General features: G+C 52.6%; 20 protein-coding genes and 1 pseudogene. 7 read left to right on the top strand and 14 right to left on the bottom strand.

All coding sequences use genetic code 11. The features are described 5' to 3' along the window. Position 1: 1 nt before the first annotated feature. A complete protein-coding gene (gene cysD, locus F384_RS14980; RefSeq protein ID WP_042322572.1) occupies positions 2–910 on the bottom strand; it encodes a sulfate adenylyltransferase subunit CysD in 909 nt (302 codons plus the stop codon). Between the two features lie 274 nt (positions 911–1,184). Between cysD and F384_RS14985 the strand changes: the two genes are divergently transcribed. Continuing rightward, on the top strand, positions 1,185–2,222 hold the full coding sequence (locus tag F384_RS14985; protein WP_046486504.1) for an aminopeptidase: 1,038 nt from the start codon (positions 1,185–1,187) through the stop codon (positions 2,220–2,222). A 113-nt stretch (positions 2,223–2,335) separates the two neighbouring features. Here the strand turns inward: F384_RS14985 and F384_RS14990 are convergent, their stop codons facing one another. From F384_RS14990 to cysJ, 4 genes are all read right to left on the bottom strand, one after another. After that, positions 2,336–2,617, bottom strand: coding sequence for a DUF5339 domain-containing protein (locus F384_RS14990; RefSeq protein ID WP_052746936.1), 282 nt, complete (start codon positions 2,615–2,617; stop codon positions 2,336–2,338). A 113-nt stretch (positions 2,618–2,730) separates the two neighbouring features. After that, on the bottom strand, positions 2,731–3,465 hold the full coding sequence (gene cysH, locus F384_RS14995; protein ID WP_046486505.1) for a phosphoadenosine phosphosulfate reductase: 735 nt from the start codon (positions 3,463–3,465) through the stop codon (positions 2,731–2,733). Positions 3,466–3,586: 121 nt separating this feature from the next. Beyond that, positions 3,587–5,299, bottom strand: coding sequence for an assimilatory sulfite reductase (NADPH) hemoprotein subunit (gene cysI / locus F384_RS15000; RefSeq protein ID WP_046486506.1), 1,713 nt, complete (start codon positions 5,297–5,299; stop codon positions 3,587–3,589). Then, a complete protein-coding gene (cysJ, locus tag F384_RS15005) occupies positions 5,299–7,098 on the bottom strand; it encodes an NADPH-dependent assimilatory sulfite reductase flavoprotein subunit (RefSeq protein WP_046486507.1) in 1,800 nt (599 codons plus the stop codon). The genes cysI and cysJ overlap by 1 nt, the downstream gene beginning before the upstream one ends. Before the next feature lie 305 nt (positions 7,099–7,403). On the opposite strand from cysJ, the gene queD reads away from it, so the two are divergent. The 4 genes from queD (at position 7,404) to F384_RS15025 (ending at position 9,962) form a co-directional block, all read left to right on the top strand. Further along, complete coding sequence (queD, locus tag F384_RS15010) at positions 7,404–7,766, top strand: 6-carboxytetrahydropterin synthase QueD (protein ID WP_046486508.1); 363 nt, start codon at positions 7,404–7,406, stop codon at positions 7,764–7,766. Positions 7,767–7,847: 81 nt separating this feature from the next. Continuing rightward, complete coding sequence (locus F384_RS15015; RefSeq protein WP_046486509.1) at positions 7,848–9,119, top strand: FAD-dependent oxidoreductase; 1,272 nt, start codon at positions 7,848–7,850, stop codon at positions 9,117–9,119. Then, entirely contained in the window at positions 9,110–9,370 is a 261-nt protein-coding gene (locus F384_RS15020; RefSeq protein WP_046486510.1) for a ferredoxin, read from the top strand. Before F384_RS15015 ends, F384_RS15020 begins: the two co-directional genes overlap by 10 nt. Before the next feature lie 16 nt (positions 9,371–9,386). Next, a complete protein-coding gene (locus F384_RS15025) occupies positions 9,387–9,962 on the top strand; it encodes a glycerol-3-phosphate responsive antiterminator (RefSeq protein WP_046486511.1) in 576 nt (191 codons plus the stop codon). Here F384_RS15025 and F384_RS29940 read toward each other — a convergent pair. The 6 genes and pseudogenes from F384_RS29940 to F384_RS15050 form a co-directional block, all read right to left on the bottom strand. Continuing rightward, positions 9,942–10,388 (bottom strand): hypothetical protein, encoded by a 447-nt coding sequence (locus F384_RS29940; RefSeq protein ID WP_162200246.1) that lies wholly within the window; start codon positions 10,386–10,388, stop codon positions 9,942–9,944. The two genes, F384_RS15025 and F384_RS29940, sit on opposite strands and share 21 nt — an antisense overlap. Before the next feature lie 304 nt (positions 10,389–10,692). After that, positions 10,693–11,550, bottom strand: coding sequence for an electron transfer flavoprotein subunit alpha/FixB family protein (locus F384_RS15030; protein ID WP_046486512.1), 858 nt, complete (start codon positions 11,548–11,550; stop codon positions 10,693–10,695). Continuing rightward, the gene (locus tag F384_RS15035) at positions 11,547–12,329 is read right to left on the bottom strand and encodes an electron transfer flavoprotein subunit beta/FixA family protein (protein ID WP_046486513.1); all 783 of its coding nucleotides are present in this window, start codon (positions 12,327–12,329) and stop codon (positions 11,547–11,549) included. Before F384_RS15035 ends, F384_RS15030 begins: the two co-directional genes overlap by 4 nt. Further along, positions 12,307–13,727 (bottom strand): annotated as a pseudogene (locus F384_RS15040) (MFS transporter). The gene F384_RS15035 and the pseudogene F384_RS15040 overlap by 23 nt, the downstream one beginning before the upstream one ends. After that, positions 13,717–15,171 (bottom strand): FAD-binding oxidoreductase, encoded by a 1,455-nt coding sequence (locus F384_RS15045; RefSeq protein ID WP_046486515.1) that lies wholly within the window; start codon positions 15,169–15,171, stop codon positions 13,717–13,719. The pseudogene F384_RS15040 and the gene F384_RS15045 overlap by 11 nt, the downstream one beginning before the upstream one ends. Positions 15,172–15,219: 48 nt before the next feature. Then, on the bottom strand, positions 15,220–16,005 hold the full coding sequence (locus tag F384_RS15050; RefSeq protein ID WP_046486516.1) for an SDR family oxidoreductase: 786 nt from the start codon (positions 16,003–16,005) through the stop codon (positions 15,220–15,222). Between the two features lie 320 nt (positions 16,006–16,325). Here F384_RS15050 and F384_RS15055 point away from each other — a divergent pair, with 320 nt between their 5' ends. Beyond that, the gene (locus F384_RS15055; RefSeq protein ID WP_046486517.1) at positions 16,326–17,624 is read left to right on the top strand and encodes an MFS transporter; all 1,299 of its coding nucleotides are present in this window, start codon (positions 16,326–16,328) and stop codon (positions 17,622–17,624) included. Between the two features lie 27 nt (positions 17,625–17,651). Next, on the top strand, positions 17,652–19,130 hold the full coding sequence (locus tag F384_RS15060; protein WP_046486518.1) for an FGGY-family carbohydrate kinase: 1,479 nt from the start codon (positions 17,652–17,654) through the stop codon (positions 19,128–19,130). A 39-nt stretch (positions 19,131–19,169) separates the two neighbouring features. On the opposite strand, the gene queE is transcribed toward F384_RS15060, so the two are convergent. The 3 genes from queE to pyrG all read right to left on the bottom strand — a co-directional run bounded on the left by queE (position 19,170) and on the right by pyrG (position 22,999). After that, the gene (gene queE / locus F384_RS15065) at positions 19,170–19,841 is read right to left on the bottom strand and encodes a 7-carboxy-7-deazaguanine synthase QueE (RefSeq protein WP_046486519.1); all 672 of its coding nucleotides are present in this window, start codon (positions 19,839–19,841) and stop codon (positions 19,170–19,172) included. Positions 19,842–19,978: 137 nt separating this feature from the next. Beyond that, positions 19,979–21,274 carry a phosphopyruvate hydratase gene (gene eno / locus F384_RS15070; protein WP_046486520.1) on the bottom strand — a complete coding sequence of 432 codons (1,296 nt, stop codon included), beginning with the start codon at positions 21,272–21,274 and terminating at the stop codon, positions 19,979–19,981. An 87-nt stretch (positions 21,275–21,361) separates the two neighbouring features. Further along, positions 21,362–22,999 carry a glutamine hydrolyzing CTP synthase gene (gene pyrG / locus F384_RS15075; RefSeq protein WP_046486521.1) on the bottom strand — a complete coding sequence of 546 codons (1,638 nt, stop codon included), beginning with the start codon at positions 22,997–22,999 and terminating at the stop codon, positions 21,362–21,364. Between the last annotated feature and the right edge of the window lie 94 nt (positions 23,000–23,093).

The following is a 23,093-nucleotide window of genomic DNA, read 5'->3' on the forward strand; positions in this document are numbered from 1 at the left end:
CTTAGAAATACCCCTGACGTTTCTTAAGCTCCATAGAGCCCGCCTGGTCGCGGTCAATCACGCGGCCCTGACGCTCGCTGGTGGTCGAGACCAGCATCTCTTCAATAATTTCCGGCAATGTTTGTGCGTTTGACTCCACGGCGCCGGTCAGCGGCCAGCAGCCGAGGGTACGGAAACGAACCATCCGTTTTTTGATCATCTCGCCAGGCTGCAGGTCGATGCGATCGTCATCGATCATCATCAACATGCCGTCACGCTCCAGCACCGGGCGCTCTGCCGCCAGATACAGCGGGACGATCTCAATATTTTCCAGCCAGATGTACTGCCAGATATCCTGTTCGGTCCAGTTGGAGAGCGGGAAAACGCGGATGCTTTCGCCTTTGTTAATCTGCCCGTTGTAGTTGTGCCACAGCTCAGGACGCTGGTTTTTGGGGTCCCAGCGATGAAAGCGGTCACGGAAGGAGTAGATGCGCTCTTTCGCCCGCGACTTTTCTTCATCGCGGCGCGCGCCGCCAAATGCGGCGTCAAAACCGTATTTGTTCAGCGCCTGCTTCAGCCCTTCGGTTTTCATAATGTCGGTGTGCTTGGCGCTGCCGTGGACAAACGGGTTGATGCCCATCGCCACCCCTTCCGGGTTCTTATGCACCAGCAATTCGCAGCCGTACGCTTTGGCAGTACGATCGCGAAATTCATACATCTCGCGGAACTTCCAGCCGGTATCGACATGCAGCAACGGGAACGGCAACGACCCCGGATAGAATGCCTTACGGGCAAGATGCAGCATAACGCTGGAATCCTTGCCGATGGAGTACAGCATTACCGGGTTCGAAAATTCAGCCGCCACCTCGCGAATAATGTGGATGCTTTCGGCCTCCAGCTGTCGCAGGTGGGTGAGTCGTTTTTGGTCCATAACCGTTCCTTTACAATACCGCTAATGTCGAGCGCGTCAGATAACCCGACTATAGGGAGCGCAGGAGAACGAATGAAATTACGAATTGGAATGAGTAGTTCCTCAAAGGAATAACGATCTGGCAAAGCAAATATCAAAAAGTGCTTAACCCGCCGGAATTCGGGCATTTAAGAGCAAATGAAATTGTCTTAGCGAGGTCACCGTTTCATACTAGATGGCGTAAAATTTTTGCTTTGTATTCAGGGCTTCCCCTGCTGGCTATTAAGGATTCACTATGTTTTCCGCAACGCGCCGTCTTTCCGCTCTCCTGGCGCTCGGCGTATGCTTTATTGTCCCCGCTCAGGCGTCATCCCCAAAACCGGGCGATTTTGCGACAACGCAGACCCGTCATATTGCGACCGTTTTCCCGGGAAGGATGACCGGTTCTCCGGCGGAAATGTTGTCTGCCGACTATTTACGCCAGCAGTTTGAACAGATGGGTTATCGCAGTGATATCCGCACATTCAACAGTCGCTACATTTATACCGCTAAAAATAACCGCAAAAACTGGCACAACGTGACCGGCAGTACCGTTATTGCCGCTCATGAAGGCAAAGCCCCGCAGCAGATTATTATCATGGCGCATCTGGACACCTATGCCCCGCAAAGTGACTCCGACACCGACGCGAACCTCGGCGGTCTGACACTGCAAGGTGTGGATGATAACGCCGCCGGACTGGGCGTTATGCTCGAACTGGCAGAACGCCTGAAAGATGTGCCTACCGAATACGGTATTCGCTTTATTGCCACCAGCGGCGAGGAAGAAGGAAAACTGGGGGCCGAAAACCTGCTCAAGCGCATGAGTGCGGTCGAGAAGAAAAACACGCTGTTGGTGATTAATCTCGATAACCTGATCGTCGGTGACAAATTGTATTTTAATAGCGGGCAAAATACCCCGGAAGCCGTGCGCAAATTAACCCGCGACCGGGCATTAGCACTCGCGCGCAGTCATGGTATTGTCGCCACCAGTAATCCTGGCCTGAATAAGGATTATCCAAAAGGCACCGGTTGCTGCAACGACGCAGAGGTCTTCGATAAAGCGGGAATTTCGGTGCTTTCCGTCGAGGCGACGAACTGGAATCTCGGCAAGAAAGATGGTTACCAGCAGCGCGCCAAAACCGCCTCTTTCCCGGCTGGAAATAGCTGGCATGACGTCCGTCTGGATAATCAACAGCACATTGATAAAGCCCTGCCTGGACGCATTGAACATCGCAATCGCGACGTCATGCGCATTATGCTGCCGCTGGTGAAAGAATTAGCAAAAGCGAGCTAATCATACGGCCGGATAAAGCGATACCGCTATCCGGCAAAAGACGCGAAGAGTGACACTATTCTGAGCGTCGTTTTTTCAATTACGCTCTTTTGTAATAACTTATTTGTAATAACTTATTGAATGCCCATGGACTGCTTCATTTGCACCAGTGCGGCAGCGCCTTGTTTACAGCCAGCATCCTGATTTTCAGCCGGTAATGCTGCAAGTTGCTTTTTAGCCTCTTCCAGTTGAGGTTTCATTGCTTCCATTTGCTGTTTAGCCTGATCGCTGGTTTTTGACGCCTGAACAATCAACGCATCAACATCATCAAAATATTGCTGGCAAGTATCTGTAATTGCTGCAAAAGAAGAACCAGACACCAGAGTCAGCACTGCAACAAATAACATTTTCTTCATTTATTTAATCCCTCAGTTTTAAATTGACGTCACTGCCTCCGGCAATAACGTCAGCAAGGGTAAAACAAAGAAATTAATAAAACAGCACGGGAAAACATTTTCAGATTTTTATTTTACCCTTCGTGCAGCCCGCACTCGCGTTTTAGCCCAAAGAAACGCGTCTCTTCTTCTGCCATTCCCGGTTCCCATTTACGGGTAGTATGTGTGTCGCCCACCGATAAGTAGCCCTGATCCCACAGCGGGTGATACTTCAGCCCGTGTTTTTGCAGGTACTGATAAACCGTGCGGTTATCCCAGTCGATAATTGGCAGCACTTTAAAGACCCCGCGCTGGATGGCCAGCACGGGCAGATGCGCACGGCTGCCGGACTGTTCGCGGCGCAGCCCCGCAAACCAGGTTTGTGCGTTGAGTTCCTGCAACGCCCGGTTCATCGGTTCGACTTTGTTGATCTCATTGTATTTCTCAATGCCTTCCACGCCCTGCTCCCACAGTTTACCGTAACGCGCCTCCTGCCAGGCGGCGCTTTCGGGAGCGCGATATACCTTCAGATTCAGCTTGAGTTTGTCCGTTAACTCATCAATAAACTGGTAGGTTTCCGGGAACAGATAACCGGTGTCGGTCAGGATCACCGGGATATCCGGGCGGATCTGATTGACCAGATGCAAACTCACCGCCGCCTGAATGCCGAAGCTGGAAGAGAGTACATATTCGCCAGGCAGATTCTCCAGCGCCCATGCCACGCGCCCTTCAGCGTCAAGTTTTTCCAGTTGGCTGTTGGTTTCAGCCAGCGCCAGGACGCGATCCACTTTTGGTAGATCGTTCAGGGCGTTTAGATCGAGTCTGGACATAGGTTCCTCACTGTTTGACTGCCTGATGGCGCTTCGCTTATCAGGCCTACAACGGCCACAGGGCGTCTACAAAATCCGTAGGCCGGATAAGGCGTTCACGCCGCCATCCGGCAATAAGACGTTATTCCCAGAAATCCCGGGCGGGATCGAGCACCGGGCGAATAATGCCCGCACGCACCGTAAAGTCACCGAAGCCTTCACCCGCTTCGCGCTCTTTCGCCCAGCGCCCAATCAGTTCGTCCAGCGAGTCGAGAATTTCCGGTTCGGTGATGTTCTCTTTGAACATCCGCGGGATACGCGTGCCGATTCGGTTACCGCCAAGATGCAGGTTGTAGCGCCCCGGCGCTTTCCCGACCAGCCCGACTTCTGCCAGCATCGCGCGACCGCAACCGTTCGGGCAGCCCGTCACACGCATCACGATATGCTCGTCACTGACATGATGTTTCGCCATCAGACCATCAATCTTATCGATAAACGTCGGCAGGAAACGCTCGGCCTCCGCCATTGCCAGCGGACAGGTTGGGAACGACACGCAAGCCATGGAGTTTTCACGCTGCGGCGTCACCGTGCTCACCAGGCCGCTCTCTTGCGCGATCTTCTCAATCTTCGCCTTCTGGCTTTCCGGCACACCAGCGATAATCAGATTCTGATTCGCAGTAATGCGGAACTCGCCTTTATGGATTTTCGAAATCTCCAGCAGGCCTGTTTTCAGCGGACGCCCCGGATAATCGAGGATTCGGCCATTTTCAATAAACAGCGTCAGGTGCCATTTATTGTCGATGCCCTTCACCCAGCCAATGCGGTCGCCGCGGCCGGTAAATTCGTACGGACGGATCGGTTCGAATTTGATCCCCGCGCGGCGTTCCACTTCCGCTTTAAACGTCTCGACGCCAACGCGCTCCAGCGTATATTTGGTTTTCGCATTTTTACGGTCGGTACGGTTACCCCAGTCACGCTGCGTGGTGACAACGGCTTCCGCCACGGCCAGCGTGTGTTCCAGCGGCAGATAGCCAAATTCGCTCGCCGTACGGGCGTAAGTTTTCTTGTTACCGTGTTCAATCGACAGACCACCGCCCACCAGCAGGTTAAAGCCCACCAGCTTGCCGTTTTCCGCAACCGCGACAAAGTTCATGTCGTTAGCATGCAGATCGATATCGTTCTGCGGCGGGATCACCACCGTAGTTTTGAACTTACGCGGCAGATAGGTCTGACCGAGGATCGGCTCCTCGTCAGTGGTCGCGACTTTTTCCTGATCGAGCCAAATTTCAGCATAGGCGCGGGTGCGCGGCAGCAGATGCTCAGAAATCTTTTTCGCCCACTCGTAGGCTTCAGCATGTAGTTCAGATTCGTACGGGTTCGAGGTGCACAGCACGTTACGGTTCATGTCGTTGGCGGTTGCCAGCGCGTCCAGGCCAACGGAGTGCAGCATCTGGTGCACCGGTTTCACGTTCTTCTTCAGAATCCCGTGGAACTGGAACGTCTGCCGGTTGGTCAGACGAATACTGCCGTAAATGGTGTTGTCATGGGCAAACTTATCAATCGCCTGCCACTGTTTGGTGGTGATGACGCCCCCCGGCAGACGACAGCGAAGCAGCATCGCGTGACGCGGCTCCAGCTTCTGTTCTGCACGCTCGGCGCGGATATCACGGTCATCCTGCTGATACATACCGTGAAAACGGATCAGCAGGAAGTTATCACCGTTAAAACCGCCGGTGAGACCGTCATTCAGATCCTCAGCAATGGTGCCGCGCAGATAGTTGCTTTCCAGCTTCATGCGCTCGGCGTCCGTCAGTTTACCTTCGACCACCAGGGGCCCTGGATGTTTTTCGCTCATTAGTAGACATCTCGCTGATAACGGCGCTCAACGCGCAGCTCACTTAAAAATTCATCTGCTGATTCCGCGTCCATCGCGCCGAATTCAGCAATCACTTCCAGCAATGCCTGCTCAACGTCTTTCGCCATGCGATTAGCGTCGCCGCAGACATAAATGTGGGCACCATCATTAATCCAGCGCCACAGTTCTGCGCCCTGTTCGCGCAGTTTGTCTTGTACGTAAACTTTTTCTTTTTGATCCCGTGACCAGGCGAGATCGATACGGCTCAGCACGCCTTCTTTGACGTAACGCTGCCATTCCACCTGGTAGAGGAAATCTTCGGTAAAGTGGGGATTGCCAAAGAACAGCCAGTTTTTACCCGACGCGTCATCAGCGGCGCGCTGCTGCATGAAGGCGCGGAACGGCGCGATACCCGTCCCCGGACCAATCATAATCACCGGCGTTTCCGGGTTCGTCGGCAGACGGAAGTTATCGTTATGTTCGATGAACACACGCACTTCGCCCTCTTCTTCGACGCGATCGGCGAGGAAGCTGGATGCGCCACCGGCGCGCGCGCGGCCTTCCACGTCATACCGCACCGCACCCACAGTGATGTGCACTTCGTTCTCCACTTCCGCCTGAGAGGACGCAATGGAGTAAAGACGCGGCGTCAACGGACGCAACAGGTCGACTAACGCCTGGGCATCCAGCTGTGCTGGCGAAAAACGCAGCATATCGACAACTGGCGTCGTGGTCGCATAATGCTGCAACTGCGCCTTATCACCGACCAGCGGCAACAACGATTCACTGCGCGTTAAGGTGGCATAATTTTCAACGATATTGGCAGTATTGACGGTCAGTTCGACATGCCACTGTAGCGCGTCGGACAGCGGGAGAGACTGGCCATTGACCGTAACGGGCTCATCACCTTTCAGCCAGACCAGTTCCACCATCTCTTTCACCAGCTCAGGATCGTTCTGATACCAGACACCCAGCGCGTCACCAGGCTGGTAGCGCAGACCCGACTCACCGAGATCGATTTCAATATGGCGAACATCTTTCTCTGAATCACGGCCGGTGATTTTTTGATTCACGGACAACGCCGCGCTCAGCGGCGCTTCTTTGGTATACGGGCTGGAGTGGATCTCATTTACCGCCCCGCTGACAACTGACTGAGTCTGTGTCGCCACCGGCGCGCGTGATTTCAACACCTCGACCACACGGGCACGCCACTCGGCGGCGGCGGCCTGGTATTCCACATCGGCGTCAACGCGATCCAACAGACGCTCACCGCCAAGTTCCGCCAGTTTGCTGTCAAAATCTTTGCCTGACTGGCAGAAAAACTCGTATGACGTGTCACCCAGACCCAAAATCGCAAATGCGGTGTTTTCGAGCTTCGGTGCTTTTTTAGAGAACAGGAACTTATGCAGCGCGACGGCTTCTTCCGGCGGTTCGCCTTCACCCTGGGTGGACGTGACGACAACCAGCAGTTTCTCATTGGCGATTTGTTTGAATTTGTAGTCGCCTGCGTTCACCAGCGTGACGCTGAGCTTTGCCGCCAACAGGTCGTCACGCAGCGCTTCCGCCACACGACGCGCGTTGCCTGTTTGTGACGCGGAGATCAGCGTGATGCCCGGCATTTCAGCTACAGGAGCGGGCGTCGCAACGGTCGCGCCGGGTTGCTGATTCAGCGTGCCCCAGAAATAGCCAGAAACCCATGCAAGCTGCATGGGCGTGAGATCGGTCGTGGCCGCCTGTAGGCGAGCCAGCTGCTCCGGGTTCAGCGGAAGCAAAGCGGAAGGTGGGGCCTGTGTCGTCATGCGTCGTTATGTTCCAGTAAGCAAAGCGGATTTAAGCAATAAAACCCAAACTGAAGATAAGGGTAACGGCGGGGATAATAACAATTAAAGAAGGGTTGGAAATAACAAATAACCAAATGGACTAACCTGTTTTAGTTATAGTTATTAACAACAAAAACGATTAAATAACCGCATGAAATATATAGAGTTACCTCCCATAGAAGCAATGAATGGCGTAATCTGCGACGGAAAGCCGTTTTAGTTAATGATAAAAAATGTACTTTCCGGTACCCTACGGCGGTTTTTTGCCTGACTGAGAATTTAAGATGACCACCACCCTGTTTAAAGATTTCACCTTCGAAGCCGCTCACCATCTGCCACATGTTCCTGAAGGGCATAAATGTGGCCGTCTGCACGGACACTCTTTTATGGTGCGTCTGGAAGTCACCGGTGAAGTCTGTCCACATACCGGGTGGATTATCGATTTCGCCGAATTAAAAGCCGCGTTCAAACCAACTTACGACAGGCTCGATCATTACTACCTGAACGATATTCCTGGTCTCGAAAATCCGACCAGCGAAGTGCTGGCACAATGGATTTGGGATCAGGTTAAACCGTCAGTCCCCTTGTTGAGTGCGGTAATGGTGAAAGAAACCTGTACGGCGGGCTGCGTCTATCGCGGCGAGTGATTTAAGCGGATGTGTCGGCGGTCAATTTTCCTTAACTAACATTCTGTTAGGGTTGTGTGCTCTGGATATCTGGAGCACAACATGGCTGACGATTTCGATATTATCATCATCGGTGCGGGGATAGCTGGCACCGCTTGTGCTTTACGCTGCGCACGTGCAGGATTGTCTGTTCTGCTTCTTGAGCGTGGCGAACTTCCCGGCAGTAAAAATCTTTCCGGCGGACGTCTGTACTCTCATGCGCTTGCCGAACTCCTCCCCCATTTCCAGCAATCTGCCCCGCTTGAACGCCGTATTAATCAGGAGAATCTGACACTATTAACGCGTGATGGCGCAACGACCTGGTCCAGCCTGCAACCCGGCGGGGATTCATGGAGTCTGCTGCGTGCCCGCTTCGATCCGTGGTTTGTCGCTCAGGCTGAGGCTGAAGGCGTGCAGTTCATTAGCGGTGTTACCGTTGACGCGCTCCATATTGAAGATGGCAGAGTCTGCGGCGTAGTTGCCGATGATGAAACGCTTCGCGGCCGCTATGTGGTTCTCGCGGAAGGGGCAAATAGCGTTCTGGCCGAACGTTATGGTTTTCAGCCGCGTCCTTCGACAGCTGCAATGGCGCTGGGAATTAAAGAGACGCTGGCGCTGGATCAACAGGTCATTGAAGAACGTTTCCGGTTATCCGCAGAGGAAGGCGCCGCGATGCTGTTCAGTGGAGAGGTTTGCGGCGCGCTGCCCAGCGGTGCGTTTCTGTACACCAATAAAGAAACGCTCTCTTTTGGCGTCGTTTGTCCGCTCTCTACGCTTGCTCAAAGCGATATCCCTGCAGTCGAACTGCTGGAACGACTCAAAACACATCCCGCGCTGTATCCGCTACTCAGAGGATGCGAAACCCTGGAGTATGGCGCGCATCTGGTGCCGGAAGGCGGATTACACAGCCTGCCCGTGCAGTACGCGGGAGAAGGCTGGCTGTTAGTGGGGGATGCGCTGCGCAGCTGCGTCAATACGGGTTTCTCCGTTCGAGGCATGGATATGGCGCTCATCGGCGCTCAGGCGGCCGCCCAAACGCTGATTTCGGCCTGCCAGAAATCCGAACCGCAAAATCTGTTTCCGGCTTACCATCAGGATATACAGCACAGTCTGTTGTGGCAGGTCCTGCAGCGCTACAAAGATATTCCCGCCTTGCTTCAACGCCCGGGATGGTATCGCCAGTGGCCTACTCTGATGGAGGATATTTCCCGCGAGATCTGGCATCAGGGCAACCATCCCGTTCCTCCTCTGCGCCAGATTGTCTGGCGCCAGTTGCGTCGTCACGGTCTGCGTCATGTTGCAGGCGATATAATCAGGAGTTTACGATGTCTGTAGCCCGTAACGTCTGGCGTCCCGCACAGGTTTCACATCTCGTTATTGCGACTACAGTCGACAGTAATACGGTGGATCTACTGATAAAATCCTGTCCCGCCGGGCTGTTTTCCCGCACATCAGCAGGTGAGCTGCACGTCGACTTTCGTGGCTGTCTGGAATGCGGAACCTGCCGGCTGCTTTGCGATGAAAAAACATTGCAAGGGTGGCACTACCCCGCATCGGGATTTGGCATCACTTACCGCTTTGGCTAATTGATAAGGATAAACTATGCCCCTGTTACACCTGCTCCGCCAGAATCCGGTGATTGCCGCGGTTAAAGACAATGCCAGTTTGCAGTTAGCCATCGATTCTGAATGCCAGTTCATCTCGGTGTTGTACGGTAATATCTGCACCATCAGTCAGATCGTGAAGAAAATAAAAAATGCCGGGAAATACGCATTCATTCATGTTGATCTACTGGAAGGGGCATCCAACAAAGAGGTGGTGATTCAGTTTCTGAAACTGGTCACCGAAGCGGATGGCATTATCAGTACCAAAGCGCCGATGCTGAAGGCGGCGCGGGCAGAAGGTTTTTTCTGCATTCATCGCCTGTTCATCGTCGACTCTATCTCTTTTCACAATATCGATAAGCAAGTGGCGCAGTCGAACCCGGACTGTATTGAGATCCTGCCAGGTTGCATGCCGAAAGTGCTGGGATGGGTGACGGAAAAAATACGTCAGCCACTGATTGCCGGTGGCCTGGTGTGTGACGAAGAAGACGCCCGCAATGCGATGAAAGCCGGTGTCGCTGCGCTTTCCACGACAAACACCGACGTCTGGACGTTAGCTAAAAAGTTGAATTAAGCAGAGCAGCATCTGGCCTACGACAGGTTTGTAGGCCCGATAAGCTTGCGCCTTCGGGCATGACATCAGCATCATTGCCGGATGGCGGCGTAAACGCCTTATCCGGCCTACGACAGGTTTGTAGGCCCGATAAGCTTGCGCCATCGGGCATGACATCAGCACCATTGCCGGATGGCGACGTAAGCGCCTTATCCGGCCTACGACAGGTTTGTAGGCCCGATAAGCTTGCGCCTTCGGGCATGACATCAGCACCATTGCCGGATGGCGGCGTGAACGCCTTATCCGGCCTACGACAGGTTTGTAGGCCCGATAAGCTTGCGCTATCGGGCATGGCAGCAGCACCATTGCCGGATGGCGGCGTGAACGCCTTATCCGGCCTACGGCAGGTTTGTAGGCCCGATAAGCTTGCGCCATCGGGCATGACATCGGCACCATTGCCGGATGGCGTCATCCGGTCTACGACAGGTTTGTAGGCCCGATAAGCTTGCGCCATCGGGCATGACATCACCACCATTGCCGGATGGCGGCGTGAACGCCTTATCCGGCCTACGATAAGTTTGTAATCCCGATAAGCTTGCGCCATCGGACATGACATCAGCACCATTGCCGGATGGCGTCATCCGGTCTACGACAGGTTTGTAGGCCCGATAAGCTTGCGCCATCGGGCATGGCAACAGCACCATTGCCGGATGGCGGCGTAAGCGCCTTATCCGGCCTACAGGGTGTAGCATCATCCGGCATCATGGCAGTGACAAAGCGCTTCCAGTACCGGTAACCAGTCATCCACAATACCCACATCGGCCTGCGAGAAAACAGGCGCGCGGGCATCGTTATTTATCGCCACCACAAACCGGCTCTGACGAACCCCGGCCATCAACGCCGCCGCACCGGATGCGCCTGCCACAATACACACATCAGGTGAGAGTAAATGCCCCGATATGCCAATCACGCGCCCGGCGTCAAAACCACCGTTCATCACCCGTGCGCGACTGTATCCCACCTCGGCGTGTAGTTCGCGGGCAAGAGCTGTGATTTTTTCCGCATCCGCTTCACTGCCGCCCTGTCCGACAACCAGCACACAGTTAGCCTGCAACAGAGGATGCACATCGACGTGGGTGATGTTTTCCACGTCATCCAGCCAGTCGGGCGCGGTCATGGGCACAATCCGATACGTCTTCATTGCAGGCAAAGAGTGACTCAACGAACTTATCTCAGTCTGCCGCGCCAGCGATAAACACACGGGATGCGCAGCAATTTTTAACGTTGCCAGCAGCGCGTTCCCCCAGTGCGATTTCGTCACCACACCTTGCTGTCCATCCAACGTCAGTACCTGACAAACGCTGCCGCCATGCAGACGCCAGGCCAATCTTGTCGCGAGTTCATCGCCAAGTGGACCCGCCGGAAAAATCAGGATATCGGCTGGCGTCAGCAACCACTGCGCCACCAGCGCCTCCAGCACCTGTTCCGCCACCGCCGGCAAAGGGTCGAGGATCCAGCGTGTCAGTTCTGTGGCACCAGAACTGTTCTCGGCAATCCAGCCCGCCATCGCTCTGCACTCACCCGCTTCCGTGATAATCGCTATCTTCATGAGGGGATCCTCTGGCGCAAGTATGTCTTCCACAGCGTCAGTGCTTTTTCCTGCGCCGTCGCACCATCAATAATGATGGCATTGCGTCGCTGCTCTGGTCGCGTCAGTGCCTGACATTGAACGTTCAGCGTCTTACCGCCAGAAACAGGCTGGCGGACTATTTCGGCTTTTGCTGCTGCCAGACGCTGGCGCATTCCCGGCACAGGAAGTGCGACCTCACCACACTGTCTGACGGCAATCACCGCCGGAAGCCGTACCCGGCAGCGACGAATCCCGGTAATCATGCGTTGTTCGATGACGATAAAAGGCGGTTCGAGCGTGAAACGTTCTACCTGAGTAAAACAGGGCCATGCCAGCATTTCAGCCACCAGGAACGCCGTCTGCCCGTTCTGCCCCTCGCTACTCTGACAACCGGTAACAATCAAATTTTCTGCGTGCATTCGCTGCCACTCAACAATCTGCCGGGCGATAAGTTCTGGGGTAAAACGCAGATCTGCCGCGCTTTCCAGCCACACCGAATGGTCAAAACCTAACGCAGAAAAATAGCGCAACCAGTGAAGCAAACGTTCGTCGCCAATACTTAACGCCGTCAACGTCATCGGACAACCGTTGCGGCGTTGAGCCAGTAATAATGCCGCTGCCGCCTGTTCGTCTGCGCCAGGGGAACTGCGTAGTAATACGGTATCGGGCCCACTGGTTCCGGTGGTCGCCGCCAGCCAGTCTTTTTCCGCCAGCATGCCGGCGTCCGGTTCCGCCTTAAACGCGAACAGAATGTTCATTCACCCCTCCCTGTTTTTTGTCCACACTCCCGGCTGCCACCAGCGGCAATGCCTTCGTTTCTGGCGCCCACAGCCAGGTCACGACAAAACCAATCAGTAATACGCCAGCCAGCAACAGTAACGTGACCTGCATGCCCCATTGCGCCAGCGTCCAGGGCAACAGCCCCGTGCTGATTGCCGCGCCAAGTCGGCTCATCGCAGTTGCAAAGCCAACGCCAAGCGAGCGGATATCCGTCGGGAAACTTTCAGCAGGCAAGATCCCCACCAGGTTACTGACGGCAGAAATCGTGGTGCTGAACAAGACAAAAAGCAGCAGCGTCAGAGAGCTACCGGACGGTAAGAAAGCCATCACTAACAATGCCGCCGCAAGCAGCAGAAAACTCCCGAGCAAAAAACAGCGATGTGTCAGCAGATGCGTCAATACCAGCCCCAACAATGCGCCGACAATTAACAGCGAGTTCAGCAACAGGCTGGCAGTGAGCGCATCCTCCAGACCGATCTTCAGGGCAATAGTGGGCAGCCAGGTGTAAATCACAAACCACGGGATAACCAGGCAAACAAAGAACACGCTGTTAAAAACGGTTCGTCGCCAGTAATAAGCGGAAAACAGCGTTTTAATATGCTTACAGGATGCCGTTGCGATTTCATCACTGAGCAATACATGTGGACCAAAACAACGACGTACTACCGCGTGCGCCTCAGCGAAACGTCCCTGGCGCAGCAACCAGCGTGGGGACTCTGGCGTTCCCCAGCGCAACAGAGTAATCAACAATGCAGGCAGCGCTGCGGAAGCGAGCAGCCAGCGCCAGGCATCAGGACTTTCAGCAATAAAATGGTGCCCCACCAGGCTTGCCAGCACATAACCAATGGTCCACACCACGCTAAACGCCCCCAGTAATACCCCACGATGGCGACGTGGTGAGAATTCGGCCAGCAAGGTATGCCCGACGGAATAATCACCGCCCAACCCAATACCGATCAGTATGCGTAACGTAATAAGCTGTTCCGGCGAGGTGACAAAAAACTGTAAAAAAGAGGCGATGGTGATCAGCACAAAGCTGAAAGTGAAAATCTTCTGCCGACCAATGTGGTCGGAAACCCAACCCAACACGAGGCTCCCCAGAAAAAGCCCGAGCAACGCCGAACCGCCAATCATTCCAGCCATAAATGGCGTTAACTGCATTGCAGGCGATAACTGGATAATGGCGTAACCGACAACCCCCAGAACATAGCCGTCGGTCAGGTGAGCGCCAAAGGTCAACGCAGCGATACGACAGTGAAAGCCGTTCAGCGGTAAATCGTCCATTCGCACCGGTGAAGTGTTCATATCTACCCCTTCATTGTCCGGTAAAGTAACGGCTTCCCGGTTGAGAAGCCGTTTGACTCTTTAGTGCTCAATCGGGTAGATCGTTCCCGTGTTCATAATACCGTTCGGATCAAACTGACGTTTGAGGCCTTCCAGCAGCGGCCATGCGCTGCCGTGTTCCAGTTTGCTCCAGTGGACACGATGTTTACCGATGCCGTGGTGATGCACCATTGAACCGCCAAGTCGAATCGTCTCTTCACAGATGATTTTGTTAAGCGGATTATGGTACTTGTCGATCTCCTCTTCCGGTTTGCAGTCCACCACGTTGTAGTCATAAACAAAGTACATATTGGTGCCGTTGATATAACTGTGGGAAGAGTGGCCCCCCAACATCGTGATGTCATCCACATGCGGGAACTCAGCGCGAATACGCGCGATCACATTTTCATAGATCTGATGAATGCAGCTCCAGCAGCCGGAGACTTCCGTTGTAAAGCCCATATTTCCGGTTTTCAGGATCTGTACGCGTTCAGCAGCGACTTTTTCCGGCCCCCAGTTCAGATGGTTAAACCAGTTCTCGATAAGTTTGCTGTCCACACGTTTACACTGCGGATAACGCGCGACGATCTCCGCGATGCCGTCACCCGTCGCTTGCGCCAGCCGCGGATTACCTTCCGCCATAAAGATCAGTACGCATTTTCCGTCAGCAAAATGGGTGAAGTGCTGAGTGCCATCTTCGGCATCGTACAGACGTGCAATGGAAGGACGATAGCCTTCCACCATCACTTCCCGCAGGATGTCGAAACCGATTTTCATGTCGTCCAGAATGTAGCCGTAAAAGAGGTTGTTTTCCGGCGTAAATTTGAAGATTTTCACTGTCACTTCTGTGATGTAGCCCAGCGCCCCTTCGTTACCGATGATGATATGGCGAATATCCGGTCCGGCAGCCCGACGCGGTACATTTTTAATGCGAGTCACCGTTCCGTCCGCCAGCACGGTTTCCAGACCGACCACCATGTCTTCAATCGCACCATACAGCGTGGAGAACTGCCCGATGCTGCGGGTCGCCACCAGACCGCCCATCTGTGCCAGCGGTTTAGACTGTGGCGAGTGCCCGGTGGTGTAGCCTTTTTCACGCAGCGCGTTTTCCAGAATTTCAAGCGGTACGCCACACTGAGCAGTTGCCTGCATATTCTCAATATCAATACTCAGGATCTGGTTCATCCCGGAACCGTCCAGCACAACAGAATCTTTGACGACGGTTTCCAGACCGCCTTCTGTCGCTGATGCTCCGGTACGCGGTACTCCGTTGATTTTATGCTGATTCATAAAGGCCAGAACGCGAGAAACCTGCTCCGTTGAACCCAGTTTGACCACTGCCGCCGGAATGGGCAGCGTGTAGACGCCATGAATATCAGCATATTTACGAAAACGGTCAATACTGTTTTTCTTTAATACGGTTTCATCGGTAATTACGCGTTCAGATCCAACAATTTCTTTTAACTGGTCAACAATTGTCTGGCGAGATAAAGACATAGCTATTCCTTTCTGATAATAAACAAGACAGAAACCACCTGGTAGGTTTTAGCGAACTAAATAACCGCCATCGACAACCAGCAAATGACCGTTAACATAATTAGAGGCCTGACTGGCAAGAAATATCGCCGCCCCCATTAAATCCTGAGTGTCACCCCAACGATTGGCTGGAATATGATCCAGTACACGCTGATTAGTTTCTGGATTGCTGCGGGTCGCCAGCGTAATGTCGGTAGCATAATAACCCGGCGCGATGCCATTAACCTGAATATTATATTGTCCAAGTTCATCGCAATATGCCTTGGTAAATCCGGCGAGCGCATGCTTGGTTGCCGAATAAGCCGGTGACCATTGCCCCCCAAGATAAGAGAATAAGGAGCAAATATTAATGATTTTACCGCTATTTTGCGGAATCATAATTTTTGCCGCTTCATAGCTCAGTTCAAACGCCGCCGTCAGGTTGACATCAATCATCGGATCCCAGTCTGCACGACCGAAATCCAGTACCTTATTCAGCTTACAAATCCCGGCGTTGTTCACCAGAATATCTACGGTGCCAAAGCGCTCACAGCAGGCTGCAATGATCTTCTGCGGTGCGCCTTTCCCGGTGATATCCACCTGCATGAACTCAACTTCAACACCCTGTTTCTCAATAATCTCCCGGGTTTCACCGTTATCTTTTACAAAACTGGGTATAAATAAGTTCGCCCCGGCTTTCGCCAGAGCCATCGCGAAAGCCTGGCCCAGACCGCTATTGCCGCCCGTCACGATCGCCGTTTTCCCTTTCAGGGAGAAAAAATTCATTGAAAATGCGTTGAGAGATTCGATCGACATAGTTAGCTCCAAATTCCTTTAGGCAAAAAAAAAGAAAGGTAACTTCCCCCGCAAAAGGGAAGTTACCTTTCTCATTATCTCTGGTAACTGGAGAAAATTTTTAGCACAACGCTGATATATCTAATGTGATCGTAATCACAGTTACCTCTTTCATATTGCGAGAATGGTAAAAAACAAGAACCGTGATTATTCTCACAATACAAAAATCGACCCCATGCTATTTCTAAACACAATTACTAGAGACCTGAGAAAAGTAATCCCCCTGTAAAAAGGCGGTTTGCTTTTCTCTTTTTTTTGTCTACAAGAAATGGGAATTCGGTATGCAACACAACTCATATCGTCGTTGGATAACACTCGCCATTATTAGTTTTAGTGGCGGTGTCAGTTTTGATCTGGCTTATTTACGTTATATATATCAAATTCCCATGGCCAAATTCATGGGATTTAGCAATACCGAAATTGGGCTCATAATGAGTACCTTTGGTATTGCCGCGATTATTCTTTATGCTCCCAGCGGGGTTATCGCCGATAAATTCTCTCATCGTAAAATGATTACTTCGGCAATGATTATCACCGGATTACTTGGTCTGCTGATGATGACCTATCCACCGCTGTGGGTCATGCTCTGTATTCAGGTTGCCTTTGCCATTACCACCATTTTGATGCTGTGGTCTGTATCCATTAAAGCTGCTTCATTATTGGGTGACCACAGCGAGCAAGGGAAAATCATGGGCTGGATGGAAGGCCTCCGCGGTGTGGGTGTCATGTCACTGGCGGTATTTACCATGTGGGTCTTCTCACGCTTTGCACCGGACGACAGCAACAGTCTGAAAGCCGTGATCCTGATTTACAGCGTGGTTTACATCCTGTTAGGCATTTTATGTTGGTTCTTTGTGAGTGATGGCATACGTCACGGTGACAATACGAAAGAAGAAAAACAATCGTTCCAGCTCAGCGATATTCTGGCAGTGTTACGCATCAGCACCACCTGGTACTGCAGTATGGTGATTTTTGGCGTTTTTACGATCTATGCCATCCTCAGTTACTCCACTAACTATCTGACCGAAATGTACGGTATGTCGCTGGTGGCGGCGAGCTACATGGGTATTGTCATTAACAAGATTTTCCGCGCTATCTGTGGTCCGTTGGGCGGCATCATCACGGCGTACAGCAAAATTAAGTCCCCGACACGCGTCATTCAATTGCTGTCAATTGTCGGTGCCATCGCGCTGATAGCGTTACTGGTGACGAACTCAAATCCGCAGTCTGTGGTGATGGGGATCGGTCTGATCCTGCTGCTGGGCTTCACCTGTTACGCCTCACGTGGACTTTACTGGGCCTGCCCCGGTGAGGCCAGAACACCGTCCTACATCATGGGCACCACGGTGGGCATCTGCTCGGTTATCGGTTTCCTGCCTGACGTGTTTGTGTATCCGATTATCGGCCACTGGCAGGACACGCTCCCGGCGGCAGAAGCCTATCGCAATATGTGGCTGATGGGGCTGACGGCGCTGTGTATGGTGATCCTCTTTACCTTTTTGTTATCTCGCAAGATACGCGCCACCGATTTCTCACAGAACAAGATGACATCACTCACCGCAGAAACCTCCGGCGAGTGAAGAGAAAAAATTAAAGGAGAATGACAAATGTCGAATAAATACATCATTGGAATTGATGGTGGAAGTCAGAGTACTAAGGTCGTGATGTATGACCTGGAGGGCAATGTGGTCTGTGAGGGAAAAGGACTCCTGCAACCGATGTTTACCCCCGATGCAGATACCGCAGAGCATCCGGACGACGATTTGTGGACCTCGCTATGTTGTGCTGGCAAGGAGTTAATGAGCCAGTTCGCTGGCGACAAAAATGACATTGTAGGAATTGGACTGGGCTCCATTCGCTGTTGTCGCGCTTTACTTAAAGCCGATGGCACACCAGCAGCGCCACTAATTAGCTGGCAGGATGCGCGCGTGACGCGTCCCTACGAGCACACGAATCCTGATGTCGCTTACGTGACGTCCTTTTCGGGTTATCTGTCGCATCGTTTAACCGGAGAATTTAAAGACAACATTGCAAACTACTTTGGTCAGTGGCCCGTGGATTACAAAACCTGGACGTGGAGTGATGATGATGACGTGATGACGAAGTTCAACATTCCGCGCAAGATGCTGTTTGATGTACAGATGCCGGGAACCCTCCTCGGTCATTTGACAGCAAAAGCCGCGAAAGCGACGGGTTTTCCGCCTGGATTACCCGTCATCTGTACTACCAGTGACAAACCCGTTGAAGCGCTGGGGGCTGGACTACTGGATGATAAAACGGCTGTTATTTCATTGGGTACCTATATCGCACTGATGATGAATGGCAAAGCGTTGCCAAAAGATCCTGTTGCGTACTGGCCGATAATGTCTTCTATCCCGGAAACCTTGCTGTATGAAGGTTACGGCATCCGCAAAGGCATGTGGACGGTCAGTTGGTTGCGGGATATGTTGGGTGAATCGCTGATTCAGGATGCAAAGACGCAGGACTTATCGCCTGAGGATTTACTCAACAAGAAAGCCTCCTCAGTTCCGCCGGGTTGCAATGGATTAATGACGGTCCTGGACTGGCTGACTAACCCCTGGGAACCGTTCAAACGCGGGATCATGATTGGTTTTGATTCCAGCATGGATTACGCCTGGATTTACCGTTCTATTCTGGAAAGCGTTACCCTGACGCTAAAGAACAATTATGACAATATGTGCAATGAAATGAACCATTTTGCTAAACACGTGATCATCACTGGCGGTGGCTCAAACAGCGACCTGTTTATGCAAATCTTCGCCGATGTGTTCAATCTTCCGGCAAGACGAAATGCGATTAACGGTTGTGCGAGCCTGGGTGCGGCAATTAACACGGCTGTCGGACTGGGTTTGTATCCGAACTATGAAATAGCGATTGAAAAAATGGTGCGGGTGAAAGATGTATTCATGCCGATCGAGAGCAATGCCAGACGCTATGAAGCGCTGAACAAAGGGATCTTCCGGGATTTAACCGCACACACGGATGTGATTCTGAAAAAATCGTATGAAGTGCTGCATGGCAACCTGGATAACGTCAATTCCATTCAAAGCTGGTCAAACGCGTAACGCGCACGCCGGATGAAGGTCATCCATCCGGCGCGATTTCTACGCAATATTCAGGTATTTGTGCGTCTGCATCGACAGACGCCAGTTGCGCGCGATGCAGGTTTCGATGCACAGGCGTGTGGCATCGTCTTTCTGGCTAATGGGTTGCAGCGCAATCACTCGCGGTTTGTCGTCGCTCAGCGTGGCGAGCAGTTCGTCCAGCGCTTCAATATCGCGAACCCGTCCGACCGGATGCTTGATTTCATTCGCGCGTTCCAGCGCCTGTGAGAGAACGTCATAACCACCACGCATGTTCACCTTTGGAGAAACAGTCACCCAGGTATTGGGTGTGCAGCGCACTTCATGCGTACCGCTGGTCTCTATCTGGCAGCTAAACCCATTTTTTTCCAGCAAATCAGTGAGCGGCGTCAGGTCATGGATGCAGGGCTCACCGCCGGTAATCACCACATGACGCGCGGTGTACCCTTGTCGGCCAATCACCGCCAGCAGATCTTCGCTGCTCGCCGCGCCCCATTTATCACTCTCTTTGGTTTTCGCCAGGATGCTGTACAGGGAAACTTCCCGATCCTCAAGCTTATCCCAGGTGTGTTTGGTATCGCACCAGGCACAGCCGACCGGGCATCCCTGTAAACGAATAAAAGTGGCGGGGACGCCGGTAAAGTAACCCTCACCTTGCAGGGTCTGGAACATCTCGTTAATCGGGTACTGCATAGCGTTCTCTGTTAAAGGGATAATCTGTAATTATCGCAGATTTCGTCTTCCTGGTCATGTGCAGCGGCTGCGCTAACCGCAGGCATAAAAAAACCCGCCGAAGCGGGTTTTTCAGAGCGTAAAGCGACAGTAATAAATTACTGACCTTTGATCTCTTTACGACCGTTGTACGGTGCTTTTTCACCCAGCGCTTCTTCGATACGAATCAGCTGGTTGTATTTAGCAACGCGGTCAGAACGGCTCATAGAACCAGTTTTGATCTGGCCTGCAGCGGTACCCACAGCCAGGTCAGCGATGGTCGCATCTTCAGTTTCACCAGAACGGTGAGAGATAACAGCCGTGTAGCCAGCGTCTTTCGCCATCTTGATTGCAGCCAACGTTTCGGTCAGAGAACCGATCTGGTTGAATTTGATCAGGATGGAGTTAACGATGCCTTTCTCGATACCTTCTTTCAGGATCTTGGTGTTGGTTACGAACAGATCGTCACCAACCAGCTGGATTTTGTCGCCCAGTACTTTGGTCTGGTAAGCAAAACCGTCCCAGTCAGACTCGTCCAGACCGTCTTCGATAGAAACGATCGGGTACTGTTTGGTCAGGTCTTCCAGGAAGTGAGTGAATTCTTCAGAGGTGAACGCTTTGTTGCCTTCGCCAGCCAGAACGTATTTACCGTCTTTGTAGAATTCAGAGGCGGCACAGTCCATCGCCAGAGTGATGTCTTTACCCAGCTCGTAACCCGCAGCTTTAACCGCTTCAGCAATAACAGCCAGCGCTTCTGCGTTAGAACCCAGGTTCGGCGCGTAGCCACCTTCGTCACCCACAGCCGTGTTCATGCCTTTCGCTTTCAGCACTTTAGCCAGGTTGTGGAACACTTCAGAACCCATACGTACGGCTTCTTTCAGGGATTTCGCGCCAACTGGCTGAATCATGAATTCCTGGATGTCGACGTTGTTGTCAGCGTGCTCACCACCGTTGATGATGTTCATCATCGGAACCGGCATGGAGTATTTGCCCGGAGTACCGTTCAGCTCAGCGATGTGCTCGTACAGCGGCATGCCTTTAGCGGCAGCAGCAGCTTTGGCGTTTGCCAGAGACACAGCCAGGATGGCGTTCGCACCGAAGTTGGATTTATTTTCAGTACCGTCCAGATCGATCATGATCTTGTCGATGCCAGCCTGATCTTTGGCATCTTTGCCAAGGATAGCCTGAGCAATCGGGCCGTTAACCGCGCCAACAGCTTTCAGTACGCCTTTACCCATGAAGCGGGATTTGTCGCCATCGCGCAGTTCCAGCGCTTCGCGGGAACCCGTAGAAGCACCTGACGGAGCTGCTGCCATACCGACGAAACCACCTTCCAGGTGTACTTCGGCTTCAACAGTCGGGTTACCACGGGAGTCGATGATTTCACGACCGATGACTTTAACGATTTTGGACATTAGGTTTTCCTCAGTACAAGTTAAACTAAAACTCCAGACAAACAACGCGTACCTTTGGTACGCGTTGCCGTTCTAACTTTTTTACCCTTACTTCGCCTGACGCTTCTGATGCTCGCTGGCGGCTTTCACAAAGCCAGCAAACAACGGATGTCCATCACGTGGCGTGGAAGTAAATTCCGGATGGAACTGACAGGCCACGAACCACGGATGATTCGGTACCTCAATGATCTCGACCAACTGATCATCACCGGAACGGCCTGCAACACGCAGACCCGCAGCTTCAATCTGTTTCAACAGCATATTGTTGACTTCGTAACGATGGCGATGACGCTCAACAATGGTCGGTGCGCCGTACAACTGACGAACCAGACTATCGTCGCCAAGCTGGCACTGCTGCGCGCCCAGGCGCATCGTGCCGCCGAGATCGCTCTTCTCAGTACGAACCTCAACATTGCCTTCTTCGTCACGCCATTCGGTAATCAGCGCCACAACCGGGTACTTACAGTCTGGCACAAATTCCGTCGAGTTGGCGTTGTCCATACCGGCGACATTACGCGCAAACTCAATCAACGCAACCTGCATACCCAGGCAAATGCCCAGATAAGGAATATTGTTCTCACGCGCATAGCGTGCAGTGGCGATCTTCCCTTCCACACCACGGTAGCCAAAACCGCCAGGGATCAGGATAGCGTCCAAATCTTTCAGGATTTCGACACCACGCGTTTCAACATCTTGCGAATCGATAAGCTTAATGTTGACGGTCACGCGATTTTTCAAACCGCCGTGTTTCAGCGCTTCAATCACTGACTTATAGGCATCCGGCAGTTCGATGTACTTGCCGACCATACCGATAGTCACTTCGCCTGCCGGGTTCGCTTCTTCATAAATAACCTGTTCCCATTCAGACAGGTTAGCTTCCGGACAGTTCAAGCTGAATCGTTTACAAATATAATCGTCCAGGCCCTGCGATTTCAACAGGCCTGGAATTTTATAAATGGAATCGACATCTTTCATTGAAATAACGGCTTTTTCCGGCACGTTACAGAACAATGCAATTTTTGCGCGTTCATTCGCCGGAACGGTACGATCGGAACGACAAATCAGGACATCAGGCTGAATACCGATAGACAGCAGTTCTTTCACAGAGTGCTGGGTCGGTTTGGTTTTGACTTCACCCGCGGCGGCCAGGTAAGGCACCAGGGTCAGGTGCATGAACAGAGTGTGTTCACGACCGATATCAACTGCCAGTTGACGAATCGCTTCAAGGAACGGCAGAGATTCGATATCACCGACGGTGCCGCCGATTTCGACCAGGACAACGTCATGGCCTTCGCCGCCTTCCAGCACGCGTTCTTTGATGGCGTTGGTGATGTGCGGGATAACCTGTACGGTCGCGCCCAGATAGTCACCACGACGCTCTTTGCGCAGTACGTCAGAGTAGATACGACCCGTGGTGAAGTTGTTGCGGCGGCTCATTTTGGTGCGAATGAAACGCTCGTAGTGACCCAGGTCCAGGTCGGTTTCAGCGCCGTCTTCAGTAACGAACACTTCCCCGTGTTGGATTGGGCTCATGGTACCCGGATCGACGTTGATATACGGATCCAGTTTCATGATGGTCACGTTGAGGCCACGGGCTTCAAGAATGGCTGCGAGGGAGGCTGCGGCAATGCCTTTACCCAGAGAGGATACGACCCCGCCGGTCACAAAAATATAGTTCGTTGTCATGCTGAACCTGAGAAGTTAGGGTGAAACGATGGAATAACCAGGACGGGAAAGTAGTATACCCGAACATGACGTACGCCACAAACTTTCATTATTC

The organism is Citrobacter amalonaticus Y19 (genome assembly GCF_000981805.1).
Classification (GTDB): Bacteria; Pseudomonadota; Gammaproteobacteria; order Enterobacterales; family Enterobacteriaceae; genus Citrobacter_A; species Citrobacter_A amalonaticus_C.